The 13,664-nt window shown below is 64.2% G+C and carries 13 protein-coding genes; 1 reads left to right on the plus strand and 12 read right to left on the minus strand.

The genetic code is table 11. The annotated features are described in order from the left end of the window. Nucleotides 1–127 precede the first annotated feature (127 nt). The 4 genes from N0K08_RS11345 to N0K08_RS11360 form a co-directional block, all read right to left on the minus strand. Nucleotides 128–1,243 carry a porin gene (locus N0K08_RS11345; protein ID WP_261500440.1) on the minus strand — a complete coding sequence of 372 codons (1,116 nt, stop codon included), beginning with the start codon at nt 1,241–1,243 and terminating at the stop codon, nt 128–130. A 101-nt stretch (nt 1,244–1,344) separates the two neighbouring features. Continuing rightward, entirely contained in the window at nt 1,345–2,331 is a 987-nt protein-coding gene (locus N0K08_RS11350) for a Bug family tripartite tricarboxylate transporter substrate binding protein (RefSeq protein WP_261500441.1), read from the minus strand. Between the two features lie 32 nt (nt 2,332–2,363). Further along, nucleotides 2,364–3,206: a TauD/TfdA dioxygenase family protein gene (locus tag N0K08_RS11355; protein ID WP_261500442.1), complete on the minus strand. Its 843-nt coding sequence runs from the start codon at nt 3,204–3,206 to the stop codon at nt 2,364–2,366. Between the two features lie 10 nt (nt 3,207–3,216). Then, nucleotides 3,217–4,197, minus strand: a complete 981-nt coding sequence (locus N0K08_RS11360; protein ID WP_261500444.1) for a quinone oxidoreductase family protein — start codon at nt 4,195–4,197, stop codon at nt 3,217–3,219. A 308-nt stretch (nt 4,198–4,505) separates the two neighbouring features. Here N0K08_RS11360 and N0K08_RS11365 point away from each other — a divergent pair, with 308 nt between their 5' ends. Continuing rightward, the gene (locus tag N0K08_RS11365) at nt 4,506–5,513 is read left to right on the plus strand and encodes an AraC family transcriptional regulator (protein ID WP_261500446.1); all 1,008 of its coding nucleotides are present in this window, start codon (nt 4,506–4,508) and stop codon (nt 5,511–5,513) included. A gap of 228 nt (nt 5,514–5,741) precedes the next feature. Here N0K08_RS11365 and N0K08_RS11370 read toward each other — a convergent pair whose 3' ends face one another. The 8 genes from N0K08_RS11370 to N0K08_RS11405 form a co-directional block, all read right to left on the minus strand. Next, complete coding sequence (locus tag N0K08_RS11370; RefSeq protein ID WP_261500447.1) at nt 5,742–5,933, minus strand: tautomerase family protein; 192 nt, start codon at nt 5,931–5,933, stop codon at nt 5,742–5,744. Between the two features lie 27 nt (nt 5,934–5,960). Continuing rightward, nucleotides 5,961–6,803, minus strand: coding sequence for a VOC family protein (locus tag N0K08_RS11375; RefSeq protein WP_261500448.1), 843 nt, complete (start codon nt 6,801–6,803; stop codon nt 5,961–5,963). Nucleotides 6,804–6,899: 96 nt separating this feature from the next. After that, complete coding sequence (locus tag N0K08_RS11380) at nt 6,900–7,919, minus strand: porin (protein WP_261500449.1); 1,020 nt, start codon at nt 7,917–7,919, stop codon at nt 6,900–6,902. Nucleotides 7,920–8,028: 109 nt separating this feature from the next. Next, nucleotides 8,029–9,654, minus strand: a complete 1,626-nt coding sequence (locus tag N0K08_RS11385; RefSeq protein WP_261500450.1) for an ABC transporter substrate-binding protein — start codon at nt 9,652–9,654, stop codon at nt 8,029–8,031. A gap of 3 nt (nt 9,655–9,657) precedes the next feature. Beyond that, complete coding sequence (locus tag N0K08_RS11390; RefSeq protein ID WP_261500451.1) at nt 9,658–10,611, minus strand: Bug family tripartite tricarboxylate transporter substrate binding protein; 954 nt, start codon at nt 10,609–10,611, stop codon at nt 9,658–9,660. A gap of 41 nt (nt 10,612–10,652) precedes the next feature. Next, the gene (locus N0K08_RS11395; protein WP_261500452.1) at nt 10,653–11,894 is read right to left on the minus strand and encodes a metal-dependent hydrolase family protein; all 1,242 of its coding nucleotides are present in this window, start codon (nt 11,892–11,894) and stop codon (nt 10,653–10,655) included. A gap of 29 nt (nt 11,895–11,923) precedes the next feature. Next, nucleotides 11,924–12,133, minus strand: coding sequence for a hypothetical protein (locus tag N0K08_RS11400; RefSeq protein WP_261500453.1), 210 nt, complete (start codon nt 12,131–12,133; stop codon nt 11,924–11,926). Nucleotides 12,134–12,278: 145 nt separating this feature from the next. After that, nucleotides 12,279–13,592, minus strand: a complete 1,314-nt coding sequence (locus N0K08_RS11405; RefSeq protein ID WP_261500454.1) for an NAD(P)/FAD-dependent oxidoreductase — start codon at nt 13,590–13,592, stop codon at nt 12,279–12,281. Between the last annotated feature and the right edge of the window lie 72 nt (nt 13,593–13,664).

Raw genomic sequence — 13,664 nt, forward strand, 5'->3', positions numbered from 1 at the left:
CAGATCACGCTGCGCACTTGGCATTTCGCGCCAACCTCCGCGCCCGCGCGCGCCACCAATGAAAAACGGCCGCAAGCGGCCGCCGGAAGTCGTTGCCCGCCATCCACGACGGCGGGCGCTGCCCCCCTCAGAACACGTGGCGAATGCCCAGGTCGAAGCCCGAGGCGCTGCCGCCGCGCACCGGCACCGGCCCCAGCTCGGAGCCCGAGCTCACGGGCAGGCGGATCGCGCCCTTGTTGGTCACATGCGCATAGGTGCCATAGAGCGTCGTGCGCTTGGACAGCGGATGCACATAGCCGACGGCCAGCTTGCGCGCCGAGCTGTCCGCCACATCATTGCGCTTGAGCTGCATGTAGCTGACGGGGATATAGCCCAGGCCCGTGGACACCCAGGCGCCCACCTGCCAGAAGCGGCCGCGGCTCGTGCCGTCCAGCGAGGCGACGGGCAGGCCGGTCTTGTTCTCGCCCACCAGCGCCATCAGGCGGTGGCCCTGCCAGGTATAGGAGCCGCCCAGATTGCTTTGGCGGAAGTCGCCCACGGCCGCGTTCTTGGTGGTGGCGGAAGCCACGGCGAGGTCGAAGTTCTCGCCGCCATAGCCCAGGCGGAAGGAATAGACATTGCCGTCGCGCTTGGTGGCGCCGGTGCTGGCGTTTTCACCCGAAGCCAGCATGCCCTGGAAGAACACGCCCTTGCACGCGAAGCTGGTGCATCCCGGCGAGAAATAGCCCACGGCGTTCGAGGCACGGAAACCCGTGACCGTCGTGCCATTGAGCACATGGCCGCTGATGCCCGCGCCCACGCGGAACGGGTCGTAGGCAAACAGGTTCCAGAAGGCCGGCGTGTAATCACGGCCCAGGCGCAGCTGACCCCAGTCCTTGCCTTCCAGATAGACATAGGACTTGCGGTTGAAGGTGATGGCGCCATTGGCATTCACCGTGCCCGAAGGCTGGTTGTTGGTATTGCTCGCCTGTCCCGCGCCAGTGTCGGTATTGAGCCCCGACTCCAGCTCGAAACCGGCCGCCAGACCGTCACCCAGATCCTCGCGGCCCTTGAAGCCCAGGCGGCTGGCCTGGTTGCCGCCGGACGTCAACATGGTGCGCGAACCCGCTCCTTCGCCCCGGTAGGACGAAAGCGCCATGTCGACCACGCCGTAGACGCTGACGCCCGTTTGCGCGGCGCCCGATTGCGCGAAAACCAGCTGCGGCGCCAGAACCAGCGCGCTCCACAGTATTTTTTTATTCATCGCCGTTGTCTCCATTAGAAAAGTTATGAACACGGGAAAACCGAGCCTACGCAAATGCCGGATGGCATTTGCACACGCTCAAAAACACAGGGGACCAGGCCTTATTGCGGCTGGTAGTTGATCGATTTGAGCAGCGCGGCTTGCTGCTGATAGGCCTGCTTCAGGTCGGCCATCAGCTCTTGCGAAGTCGCGGCGCCGCCGGAGTCCATGCCCATGTCCCTGACACGGCTGCGCACGGCGGTCTTCTGAAAATGCTTCAAGGCCAGTTCGCGGATCTTCTGTTGCACCTCCGCTGGCGCGTCGGGGCGCGACCAGACGGCAAACCAGCCGGCCTGGGCCAGTTGCGGATAGCCCAGTTCCTTGAAAGTCGGCACTTCGGGCAACTCGGCGATCCGGGTCGGGTAGTTCACGGCAATCGCCTTGATCTTGCCGGCCTTGATCAGCGGCAGCGAAGTGGGCAGGCCGTCGAACATCAGCGGCACATGGCCGCCCATCAAATCCGTCAAACCGGGCGGCGAGCCCTTGTAGCCCACATGCTTCATGGGCATGTCGGTCAGTTGCCCCAGCAACATGCCCGAGGTGTGGCCCTTCATGCCCGCGGCGTAGGAGGCGAAGTTGAGCCCGTCCTTTTGCGCCTTGCCGTAGCTCACCAGCTCTTGCAGGTTGGAGGCGGGTACGTCCTTGTTGGCCACCAGCACCAGGCCCGTGCGGCTGATCTGGGCCAGGGGCTTGAGGTCGGTGAACGGCTGGTAGTTGGCTTTGTAAGCCAGCGGCGTCTCACTGACGATGCCGCCCTGGATGACCAGGAAGGTATAGCCGTCCTTGCCGTTGGCCAGCAAGTCATTGACCGCCAGCACGCCGGCCGCGCCGGGCTTGGATTCCACGATCACCGGCTTGCCCAGGTCCTGCTGCAGGCCTTCGGCCAGCAGCCGGGCCAGGGAGTCGGCGCTGCCGCCCGCGGGAGCACCCACCAGCAGGCGGATCGGCTTGCTGGGCCAGGGCTGCTGGGCCAGGGCCGTGAAGCTCCACCCCACGACACCGACGGCCAGAGCGAAACCACGCCACCACGAACTTTTTTGTTTTTTCATGTCTGTCTCCTGGGATGGACTGGGCCTGCGACTCAGAACGGCTTGTCGCCGACGATGGCTGCGCGTTCCATCTTGCGCGGGGCGGGCCAGTAGTCCTGCACGGCGTAGTGCTGGGTGCAGCGGTTGTCCCACATGGCCACGCTGCCCGGCTTCCAGCGAAAGCGCACGTGGTATTCGGGAATGGCGGCCTGGCTGGTCAGGTAGTTCAGCAACATGCTGGAGCCCGGCGTCTTGTCCTGTCCGTAGCGCACATTCTCCGGCGTGTGGTAATTCGCCAAATGGGTCGTGAAGCTGCTGACGTAGAGGACTTTTTCCCCGGTTTCGGGGTGGGTGCGCACCACCGGATGCTCCACCGGCGGGTGCAGGCGGCCCAGCTCCAGGCGCTTGTCCTCGGGCATGACGGCGCCGAAGCCGTGCTCTATGCTGCTCTTGGCCTTGAGCTTGGCTATCTTCTGCTTGATCTCCTCGGGCAGATTGCGGTAGGCCTCGGCCATGTTCACCCAGATGGTGTCGCCGCCCACGGGCGGGGATTCTATGCAGCGCAGCACGCAGCCCATGGTCGGCGTCTCGCGCCATTGGCCGTCGGTGTGAAAGCTGTTCTCGTAGTTTTCGCGCTTGTCGTTGCGGTAGATCTGCACCAGGCCCGGATGGTCGGGATCGCTGCCGGCCACGGGGTGGTCTTCGAGCTCACCGAAGTGGCGGGCAAAGGCCACATGCTCGGCGCGCGTGATGTCCTGGTCGCGAAAGAACAGCACTTTGTGCTGCAGCAGCAAGGCCTTGAGCTCATTGGCCAGACCCAGATCGCGCGAAGCATCGCCCAGGCTCACGCCCGAAATTTCCGCACCGATGGTGCACGTCAATTGTTCGACTTTCATGGCGGCCTCCTTAGATCACGAACACCGAAGCGCCGACTGTCTTGCGCGACTCGAGATCGCGGTGCGCCTGCTCGGCCTCGGCCAAGGCGTAGCGCGTCTGGATCTCGATGCGGATGCGGCCCGAGGCCACATGGCCGAACAGCTCGTCGACCAGCTCCTGCTTTTCCACGGGGTCGGCGATGTAGTCGGCCAGGCCCGGGCGGGTGACGAACAGCGAGCCCTTGCGCGCCAGGATGGCCGGGTCGAACGGTGGAATCTTGCCCGAGGCCGTGCCCACGCAGACCAGCAGGCCGCGGCGCTTGAGGCAGTCCAGCGAAGCCATGAAAGTGTCCTTGCCCACGCTGTCGAAGACCACGGACACGCCCACCCCGCCGGTGATCTCGCGCACGCGCCCCACCACATCCTCGTGGCTGTAGTTGATGACGTGGTCGCAGCCGTAGGCCTTGGCCACTTCGGCCTTGGCATCGGTTGACACCGTGCCTATCACCGTCAGGCCCAGCAGCTTGGCCCACTGGATGACGATCAGGCCCACGCCGCCGGCGGCGGCATGCAGCAAGATGGTCTCGTTGCCCTGGAAGGGGTAGATGCGGCGCATCAGATAGGCCGCCGTCAGGCCGCGCATGGTGATGCAGGCGGCGGTATCGAAATCGATGTTGTCGGGCAGCTTGATCAGCGGCGCGGCGGGGATGAGGCGCTCGCTGCTGTAGGCACCCAGGGTGTTGGTGAAGCCGGTGTAGGTCACGCGGTCGCCCACGGCCACGTTGCTCACGCCTTCGCCCACGGCGGTGACCACGCCAGCCGCTTCGTTGCCCACGCCGTTGGGCAGGGACACGGGATAGATGCCGGAGCGGAAATAGGTGTCCGCATAGTTCAGGCCGACGGCTTTATGCTGCAGCCGCACCTGCCCTGGGCCGGGTGCGCCGACGCTCACGTCCTGGAGTTGCAGGACTTCGGGTCCCCCGGTCTGCGCGAATGTGATGACTTGTGCCATGGCTGTTCTCCTTGAATTTCACCTGTACAGGTTCATCCCAGCCTGGCTGGAATGTCTGCTGCTTGGGCGGAATTCTCGGAGCGGCGCCCCACAAGCCACTTGACCGATTGCGACAGGCTCTTGCCCACTCACGCTACGACGGGAAAACCCTGAGCGGGTCTTTACGCATGGCGCTGCCAAGCACCCCCGGGCTAATACCATTGACCCCGGCATTCCGACTTGATATACCTCACGCTTTCCGCTCGACGCTGGCCTTGGCCGGCGTATGAAGTGCTCACGCCTGAGCGTATAAATTTGCACCCGCCGCCATGACGCCCCGCATTCGAAGCATCAGCCTGAGCAAGTACGCCAACGTCGTGCAAGAGCTGGGCATGGACCCTCTGCGCATGCTCAGGCAGGCCGGCCTGGACCAGATCTGCCTGAACTCCCCCGATCTGCTGGTGCCGGAGACCGCTTTCGCCCAGCTGCTGGAAACTTCGTCCGCGCAGACCAGCGGCGCGGCGCTGGGTCTGCTCATGGGATCGCGCTGGCGCCTGTCGGACTTCGGCCAGATCAGTCTGCTGCTGCAGCACCAGGCCAGCCTGGCCACGCTGATGCGCACGCTCAAGGACTACCAGCACCTGATCAGCAGCACCATCACCACGGAAATCGTGGTGCAGGAGCGGATTTCCATCATCCAGCTGCAGCTGCATACCGAGCGCGACACGCCCGGGCGTCACCCCATGGAGCTGGGCATCACGGCCTTGCTGAGCCTGTGCCGCCACCAGCTCGGCAAGGACTGGAACCCGATGGGCGTGCACTTCACGCACGCCCCTCCGGCCAGCTCGGCCCACCACCGGCGCGTGCTCGGCTGCGACACCGTCTTCGCCTCGGACTTTGACGGCATCGTGGTCAGCAACCAGGATTTGCAACGCCTCGACCCCGAGCACGACAGCCGCATGGAAGACCACGCCCGCCAGCTGATCGACGTGCACGCGCCGCGCCCATCGGCGCGCTCCGTCGAACAACAAGTGCACAGCACCATCCAGTCCTTGCTGCCACACGGGCGCCACAGCATCGCCCAGGTCGCCGGCGCGCTGGGCTGCACTTCGCGCTCGCTGCAGCGCCAGCTGGAAAACAGCCAGACCAGCTTCCAGGAGACCCTGGACGCCGTGCGCAGCCAAGCCGCGATTCGCGCCCTGAAAAATCCCGATCTCTCGGTCAGCGAAGCCGCCGCCCTGTCCGGCTTCATGGAAAACAGCTCGTTCACCCGCTGGTTCAGCAAGCATTTCCAGCAAAGCCCCAGCGCCTGGCGCCAGCAGCAGCTGCGCTCCTGAGCCTTCCAGCCAAGCCCGGCCGCAACAGCCTTCCCACCCCATCCGCTTCCCAGCGGCCTTGAGGACGGACGGAAAAACCTTGGCTTTGACTTCCCCATCCACCGCCGTCCCGCGCCGCGATGGGACTCCACTGAACCGGGCGACACCCCCCAGGTTTTCACCAGCACCGGAAAGCGGATGCCACAAGGGATGCGGTGAAATGCAGCCTCCGGCGAGGCCGCTGGACGACTAGGACTTGGGCGGGCCCAGGAACGCCCCACCCACGGCCCAGTCCGAGGCCTGGACATCGACAAACACCACGTGCACGGATTCGGGCGTGCAGCCGCAGTGCGCCACCAGGGACCGGGTGACGTCGGTCACCACTTTTTGCTTTTGCTCCTGGCTGCGGCCAGCGGAAAGTTCGACTCGGATGACAGGCATGGTCAGATCACTCGCAACAATGGAACATCAGGCCTGCTGGAAATACAGGTGCGCACCGCAGGCATCCGCAGGCGCTACGGCCAGTTGGCCGTCGACCTGGCGATAACGGATGGCGTTGTCGGCAAACCACTTTTCGGTGGTCGCGATGTCCTTGACCAACAGCGTCGCCGCCGCCATGTAATCGCCGCGCACGGGCTGGGCATCGCCCCGGCGCTCGGCTTCCTCCGGGGCAATCAGCTCCACATCGGCTCCTTCGCCAAAGTCCAGGAAAATGCGATCGGCTTCACGCTTGACGTTGTGCGCGCCCAGCAGCCGCGTGTAGGCGGCCTGGGCCGCGTCGAAATCACGCACCACGCCCACCAGCCGGCCAAAGGAAATCACGCCATTCGGGTGGTCCAGCCAGCCCGGCTGGCGCAAGGCCTCGGGTGTCAGGTGTTCGCACAGGTTGGCATGGGTCAGGCCCGGGTACAGGTCGTGGGCCAGCATCACGGTCTTGAAATGCAGGTCCAGCGTCTTGTCTTCCAGCACCAGTTGGCGGTTCAAGTGCTTGGGCAGCTCGATGCCCACGCCGGTGGCGATGGCCTCGGCATAGCTTTCGTCCGCATTCCTGGAATTGAAAGCCACGCCGCACAGGCCTTCGCCGTGGACCAGAAACTTGTCCAGCCCGGCGAGGAATTTGTGCGGGTCGCCCACGCCCCGGATCTCCAGGTAGTCCTCGGCAAACATGATGCACACATTGGCCGTGCCCCATTCGCGGTGGTAACCCGTCGGCGGCACCACAAAGCCCAGCTTCTTGTACTGCACGCGCGTAGGCTCCAGCTGATGCACTGCCACCACCGGATGATCGACTCTTCCAACTTTTGCCGCCATACAAACCCCATCTCTCAGAAATAACGAATACAAAAAACCATGAACACACGCACCCGACAGCCGCAGCAGCGACGTCGGGTGCATCACGCAGCGCGCTCAGAAGTTGTGGCGGATACCGAAATCCACACCTTTGGATGTGCGGCCATTCATCACCGGGCCGGGTGCGACGACAAACTCCGCGCCCCCCTTGTTCTTGATATAGGCCAGATTGGTGTACAGGGCCGTGCGTTTGGACAGGTCATAGGCATAACCCACGGCAATCTTGCTGGCCTTGTTGTCCATGCCATCGACCTGGTACAGGCCGCCCTTGCCAATCGACTGGGCCAGGTTCACTTTCAGCGTGCCCTGGCCCATGGGCACCAACGCGCCCAGGTTGTAGCGGTTCTCCGTGGCGCTGGTGTATTTGAGCTGCGACCAGCCCGCGTAGAGCCTGAACGCGCCGAAGTCGTAATTGCCCGCCAAGGCCGCGGTTTTCACCGAACCCACCGCGACCTTGGTCTGGCCGTAGGCCACGCCCACATCCAGCGGCCCCGACTTGTAGCCCAGCAGGCCGCCCGTATGGCCCGCACCGTCCACACCTTCGCGCGGCGCCACCGTGGCTTGGCCGTACACACCGCCCAAGCTGTTCGGCAGGAAATAGGTGACCGAGTTGTCCAGCCGGTAATGCGTGCTGTAAGCCACGCCATTGATCTTGGCCGTGGAGAAAATGGAATCGATGGCCGGCATGCCGGAGTTGCCAAACGGATCGGACAACAGCGTCGCCACGCGGTAAACGGGTGTGAAATCGCGGCCCATGCGGATTTCACCAAAGCCGCCGGTCAAGCTCAAGGTGGAGCGGCGCCCCCAGAACTTGCCAATCACTTCACCGGTGTCGGCATTGATCTGGCTTTCCAGCCAGAAACTGGCCGACAGGCCGCCGCCCAGATCTTCCGAGCCGCGGATGCCCAAACGGCTGGCCGCAATGCCGCCCGAAGCCAGCTGCGTCGCCGAATTGCTGCCATTTTTGACATAGCGCACACCGGCATCGACGATGCCGAACATATTGACGTTCGATTGGGCCGAAGCCTCGCCGACCAGCGCACACAACACAGCCAGGCACAGAACAGAGCGTTTCATCTTGGTATCTCCAGAGCGTTTTTATGAACAGAAGCGATTGCAATACCATGGAAGAATCCAAAATTGGATCCATCAAATGATGTGATTCATTCCAAAAAAGGGTAATCCTTCAAGCCAGTGCAGCGTCCATGGGGAAGGTGCTGCTATCCACCCGCGCCGCATATTTCACTTTGGCCTGGCTGGCCCAGATGTTGTTGGGGTAGTACAAGGGAATAATCCCCTGGTCATCCACCACGGCCATGCGCGTCGCCTGTTGCAGCAGCTGTGCGCGTGCGCCGGCATCCACGGTGCGCACCGCTTTTTGCAGCACGGCATCCATCGCCGGGTTGCTGTAGCGACCGCGGTTCGATGAGCCCGCGCCCGACTTCTTGTCCGACGTCGCCAGCAGCCCTTTCAAGGCGCCCGAAGGTTCGACCGAAGCCCAGCCCACCTGGATGACGCTGAACTCCGGCTCGCCCCGGCTGCCGCTGGACGCGCGCGCAAAGAACTCGTTGGACGGCAGGGACACCGCCACGGCGTCAATGCCCACCAACTTCAAGCCCGCGGCCATGGCCTGCAGCACCGCTTCGTCGTTGACGTAGCGGCCCTTGGTGCCATGCATCACCAGACGGAAGCCGTCGGGGTAGCCCGCGGCCTTGAGCAGTTCCATGGCCGCTCCCGGGTCATGGGGCGTCGCTTTCAGGTCTTGCAGCGTGCCCGCAAAGGACGCCGGCAGCAACTGCGCGGCAGGCGTGGCCGAGCCTTGCAGAATGCTTCTCACCAGGGCCTCGCGGTCGATGGCCATGGACAAGGCCTTGCGCACCCGCACGTCGCGCAGCGGATTGGCGATGGCCTGGCCCTGCTTGTCCGTGATGTAAGGCGTCATGGCCCGGGCCTGGTCCATGTGCAGGAACAGCAGGAAATTGCTGGCGGTCTCCGACAAGGTCAGCCCGGGCGCGGCACGCAGATCCGCGATGCGCGCCGGCGGCACCTGGTCGATGAGCTGGGCCTGGCCCGCAAGCAAGGCCTTGACGCGTTCGTTGCCGTCCGCCTGCAGCCGCACTTCGACACTGCTCCAGGGAAAGCGCCCGGCCCAGTGCTTGTCAAACGCGGCATAGCGAATGCTGCTGCCCTTGTTCCAGGCGACGAAGCGGAACGGCCCGGTGCCCACCACGCCCACACCCGCATCGAAGTCCGCCGTGCTGGCCTTGCCCGAGACGCGCCTGGACAACATGGGGATGTTCGCCAGATCATGGATCAGCAGCGGCGCCGGGCCCTTGGTCTGCACGCGCAGCGTGAGATCGTCCAGCGCCCAGATCTTCGCGATCGCCTGGGTGTACACCCCCATCGAAGACGGACTGTGGGGCATGGCCGTGGCCCGGGCCAGCGAGAAGATCACATCGTCGGCCGTGAAGGACGTGCCGTCGTGGAACAGCACGTCCGGACGCAAGGCGATGTCCCAGGTATCGGCCCCCGTGGCGCGCCAGGATGCGGCCAGCGCGGGCTGGAGTTCCAGTTGGGGACCGAACATGGCCAGCGGCTCGAACACCGGCATATGGGCCTGGCGGTTGGGACCGAAGTACTGGAAATGCGGATCGAACGAGCTGGGCTCGGTGGCCGAGGCAATGAGCAGCGACCGGCCCGCCAGCATCTGCGCCGTCGCGCCTTGGCCCCAGAGGGCGGCAAAGGATGCCAGCAGCAGCTCACGCCGCCTCAGCCCCCCGGCCCTGGTTTGCATGGAGTGGTTCTGGACCATGGCTCACTCCGGTTTGATGTTCGCGGCCTTGGCCACTTCCTGCATGCTGGCGCGCTCCTTGGCGATGAAGTTGTCGAGCTCCTTGCCCGTCATCTTCTGCGGCACCAGGCCCAGGGCCTCGATCTTTTGCTGGTAGGCCGGATTGGCGTACAGGCTTTGCATCGCCTCGGTGAGCTTGTGGACGATGGCCGGCGGCGTCTTGTTGGACACGGCCAGCACCGTCCAGCCCGACAGGTTGAAGTTGGGGAAACCCGATTCGGCAATGGTCGGCACGCGCGGCAGCTCCACCGTGCGCTTGTCGGTGGTGACCGCCAGCGCGCGGATCTTGCCGGCATTGATCAGCGGCATGGACGCGATCGAGGTGTAGAAAATGCCTTCGACATCGCCGCCCATGGTGGCCGTCAAGGCCATGGGGCCGTCCTTGAACGGGATATGCAGCAACTCCACGCCCGCGGCATGGGCCAGCAGCTTGCCCGCCATGTCGCCGGTCGAGCCCACGCCCGAGGAGGCATAAGTCACCGTGCCGGGCTTGTCCTTGGCCGCCTTGATGAAGTCCGCGAAGGTCTTGTACTTCGACGCCGACGACACCAGCAGATAGCTGGGCATGGCGCCGGTGGCGGCGATGAAGCTGAACGACTGGGGGTCGTAGGGCAGCTTCTGGTAGAGGATGCTGTTGAGCGCGAAGGTCGCATTCGTTCCCAGCAGGATGGTGTAGCCGTCGGCCGGGCTTTTCTCCACGGCCTGCGCGCCAATCGACGTGCCCGCGCCCGGCTTGGGCTCGATGATCACGGGCTGCCCCAATTTGTCCGACAGGCCCTGGGCCACCACGCGCCCCAGCAGATCCGTGGCACTGCCCGGTGCAAACGGAACAATCACCCGTATGGGCTTGGCGGGATATTGCGCTGCCGCATGTCCGCTGATGGCGACTGCCAGCGCCGCCAAAACTGCTTTGATCATCGATGTCTCCTGAGTGGTTTTAATAAATCGACTGACTGAAATTACAGACTGGACTGGCGCTTGAAAAATGCGCCTGCCTTCATCCCGGCGATGATTTTTGAATCCGCTTCCACGAGCACGGAAATATCGGCATAAGGATCGCCATCGACGATCAACAAATCGGCATGCGCGCCCGGCACGATTTCGCCGAGCTTCTTTTCCTGGCGCAGGATTTTGGCGTTGACCACAGTGGCCGAGCGAATCACATCCGCATTGCCCAGCACGCTGGCCGTGAGGCGCAAGGCCTCGGTCTGGAAACTCTGCGTATGCATGGACAAATCGGTGCCAAAACCAATCTGCACGCCCGCGGCTTTATAGACGCTCAAGGCATTGATGCCCGCCACGCGCACGCGCTCGTTTTTCTCCATGCTCGACGGCGATTTACCGGAAGCCGCGCCGAGCCGGTGGTTGGCTTCATGCACGATGGGCGTGGGCACGACGAAGGTGCCGCGCTCCGCCATCATGGCGGCGGTTTCCGCGCTGACGAAGTTGCCGTGTTCGATGGTGCGGATGCCGTTGACCACGGCGCGGCGAATCGCCACGTCGGAGTAAGCGTGTGCACACACATACGAGCCCCAGCGCTCGGCCTCTTCCACGCAGGCCTGCATTTCGTCGTTGCGGTACTGGATGCTGTCCAGCGGGTCATTGGGCGAAGCCACGCCGCCGCTGAGCATGATCTTGATATGGTCCGCGCCCTGGCGCAGCTGCTCGCGCGTGGCCTTGATGACTTCGGGCACGCCGTCGGCCAGGGTGCTGAACAGCGCCAGCCCCGTGCAGCAGGCGCAGCCAAAATCCGCTTCGGCCCGGCCGCGAAAATCCCCATGGCCACCGGTCTGGCTGATGGCCTTGCCGCCCACGAATAAACGCGGCGACTCGATATAACCGGCCTGCTCGGCATCGCGCATGCCGTAATCGCCGCCCGCCACATCGCGCACCGTGGTGAAACCCCGGTGCAGCATTTCACGGATTACCTTGGTGGATTTGGCCGCCGCATAGGTTTGCGGCACACCGGCCAGCGCCGCGATATTCATTTCGTTCATGAAAATATGAACGTGGGCATCGATCAGGCCGGGCATCACCGTCAGGCCCGTGGCGTCGATTTTTTCGGCGTCGGGACAGCGGATGCGGGATTCGGAAACTTCCTGGATCAAACCATCCGCCACCAGAATATCCACCACCGGGCCCAGGCTGTCCTGGTGGGGGTTCAACAATCGTCCGCCGGAGATCAGGTATTTGGTACTCACGTTTGCTCCTTGTTTTCTTGCAAAATTTTTCAGCCCATCACCACGCGATGGCTGGCGTTGCGGGAACCTCGTCCACCCGCTACAAGACTTTTCACTTCAAGGATCCACTGAGAAATCCCAGATTGGATCCCAAAAAAGACATGCTTTGGCAGTGCTGCGGCATGTTCGACGGCCATCACCCGCGTCCCGGCAGCAATGCCAGTCCAAGACGGCGGAAGAAAATTCTTGGCGACAGACATGGAAGAACGGGTGCAGCTTTGCTTGCAATCTTAGGGCGATGAAATCAGTGACTTGTTTCGTATTTCGAAGAAGTTCCTGCATCTTTCACTATGCGCAAGCCTGGGCGTCTTGTCATCCGCAAAAACCGATGGGTCCCGCCCGCCTTCAGGCCGAACGCGCCTTGTCTATCCTGTCGCGCAGGCCGTGGTAACGCGTCGCCACGGCCACTCCCATTGCGCGAAAAGCGTGAAAGGCAAAGGGCTGCATGGCCGTCGGCTGCAGCGGCATGGCGCGCGCATCCATGCCCAGCAGGCGCTCGGCCAGCAGCTTGCCCATGGCGGTGGACAGGCCGATGCCGCGCCCATTGCAACCCAGCGCACAGATCACGCCGTCCGCGGATTCGTGGATGTGCGGCATATGGTCGTTGGTGACGGCGAAGAAGCCGCTCCAGGCCAACTCCCACTGCAGCGGCCCCAGGTGGCCCCACATTTCGGCAGCGGCGGCGTGCAGTCGCGGCACGATGGACGAATGGTCCAGCGTCGCGGTCGCTCCCGAGCCGCCCATGACCAGGCGGTTGTCGGGCGAGATCCGGAACGAGGTCAGCAGACGGCGCGTATCGGAAGCGCACTGGCGACCGGGCAGTATGGTTTGCAGCATCTGCTCGGACAGCGGCGCGGTCGCCACCTGGGCGGTGCGCACCGGCACCATGGAGCGGGCCAGGCCCGGCACCATGTCGCTGGCATAGGCCGCGGTGGCCACGATCACCTGTTTGGCTTCGATGCGCGCCCCGCCCAGGCAGTCCACGATCCAGCCGGCGCCCTGCTTGCGCAGGGACAGGGCCGTGGTGTGGGCATGGACCTGCGCGCCCAATGCCATGGCCGTCTTCGCCAGTCCCCGAGCATAGGCCAGCGGATTGATGCTGCCGCCGCGGTGGTCGATCCAGCCCGCCTGGAAAATCGGCGTGCCCAGCATCTCGGGCAGTCGGGCCGCGTCCAGCATTTCCACGGCCGCGCCGCGCTGGGCCCACTGCGCGCAGCGGCGCGCGATCTGCTCGGCGCCGATGTCGGTGTAGGCCGGCTGGATCCAGCCTTTTTGCACGGGACTGCAGTCGATCCCGTAATTGCCAATGGTCTCGAACACCAAGCCCGGTGCGCCGCCGCCCCAGGCGACCAGCAACTCGGCCTGAGGACCATAGCGAGCGACGATTTCGTCAGGGTTCCACTTGAAGCCCGGAATCACCTGGCCGTTGTTGCGCCCTGAAGCGCCCCAGCCCGGCTCGGCCGCGTCCACCAGCACCACGCTGCGCCCGGCTTCGCGCAAGGTGATGGCCGCCATCTGCCCCGTGAAGCCGCCGCCGATGATGGCCACGTCGGCCTCGACATGGCCGCGCAAGGGCTGACAGGGAACGAGCGGCGGCGACGACAGGCGCCAGACGGTTTCCGGGAGCTGGGGGGTTTCACCTGCGAGGTATGGAGTCACGTTCAGCCTCGTGCGAAAGAACTGGCCGTGCCAGACAGGAAAGCGGCGGCGAGCCGGCGGGGCTGCCGGGCG

This window comes from Acidovorax bellezanensis (assembly GCF_025421555.1).
Taxonomy (GTDB): domain Bacteria; phylum Pseudomonadota; class Gammaproteobacteria; order Burkholderiales; family Burkholderiaceae_C; genus Comamonas; species Comamonas bellezanensis.

Coding starts and splice junctions, on each gene's coding strand:
- N0K08_RS11345 (WP_261500440.1), bottom strand. CDS start 1,243: ATGAATAAAAAAATACTGTGGAGCGCGCTGGTTCTGGCGCCGCAGCTG.
- N0K08_RS11350 (WP_261500441.1), bottom strand. CDS start 2,331: ATGAAAAAACAAAAAAGTTCGTGGTGGCGTGGTTTCGCTCTGGCCGTC.
- N0K08_RS11355 (WP_261500442.1), bottom strand. CDS start 3,206: ATGAAAGTCGAACAATTGACGTGCACCATCGGTGCGGAAATTTCGGGC.
- N0K08_RS11360 (WP_261500444.1), bottom strand. CDS start 4,197: ATGGCACAAGTCATCACATTCGCGCAGACCGGGGGACCCGAAGTCCTG.
- N0K08_RS11365 (WP_261500446.1), top strand. CDS start 4,506: ATGACGCCCCGCATTCGAAGCATCAGCCTGAGCAAGTACGCCAACGTC.
- N0K08_RS11370 (WP_261500447.1), bottom strand. CDS start 5,933: ATGCCTGTCATCCGAGTCGAACTTTCCGCTGGCCGCAGCCAGGAGCAA.
- N0K08_RS11375 (WP_261500448.1), bottom strand. CDS start 6,803: ATGGCGGCAAAAGTTGGAAGAGTCGATCATCCGGTGGTGGCAGTGCAT.
- N0K08_RS11380 (WP_261500449.1), bottom strand. CDS start 7,919: ATGAAACGCTCTGTTCTGTGCCTGGCTGTGTTGTGTGCGCTGGTCGGC.
- N0K08_RS11385 (WP_261500450.1), bottom strand. CDS start 9,654: ATGGTCCAGAACCACTCCATGCAAACCAGGGCCGGGGGGCTGAGGCGG.
- N0K08_RS11390 (WP_261500451.1), bottom strand. CDS start 10,611: ATGATCAAAGCAGTTTTGGCGGCGCTGGCAGTCGCCATCAGCGGACAT.
- N0K08_RS11400 (WP_261500453.1), bottom strand. CDS start 12,133: ATGTCTGTCGCCAAGAATTTTCTTCCGCCGTCTTGGACTGGCATTGCT.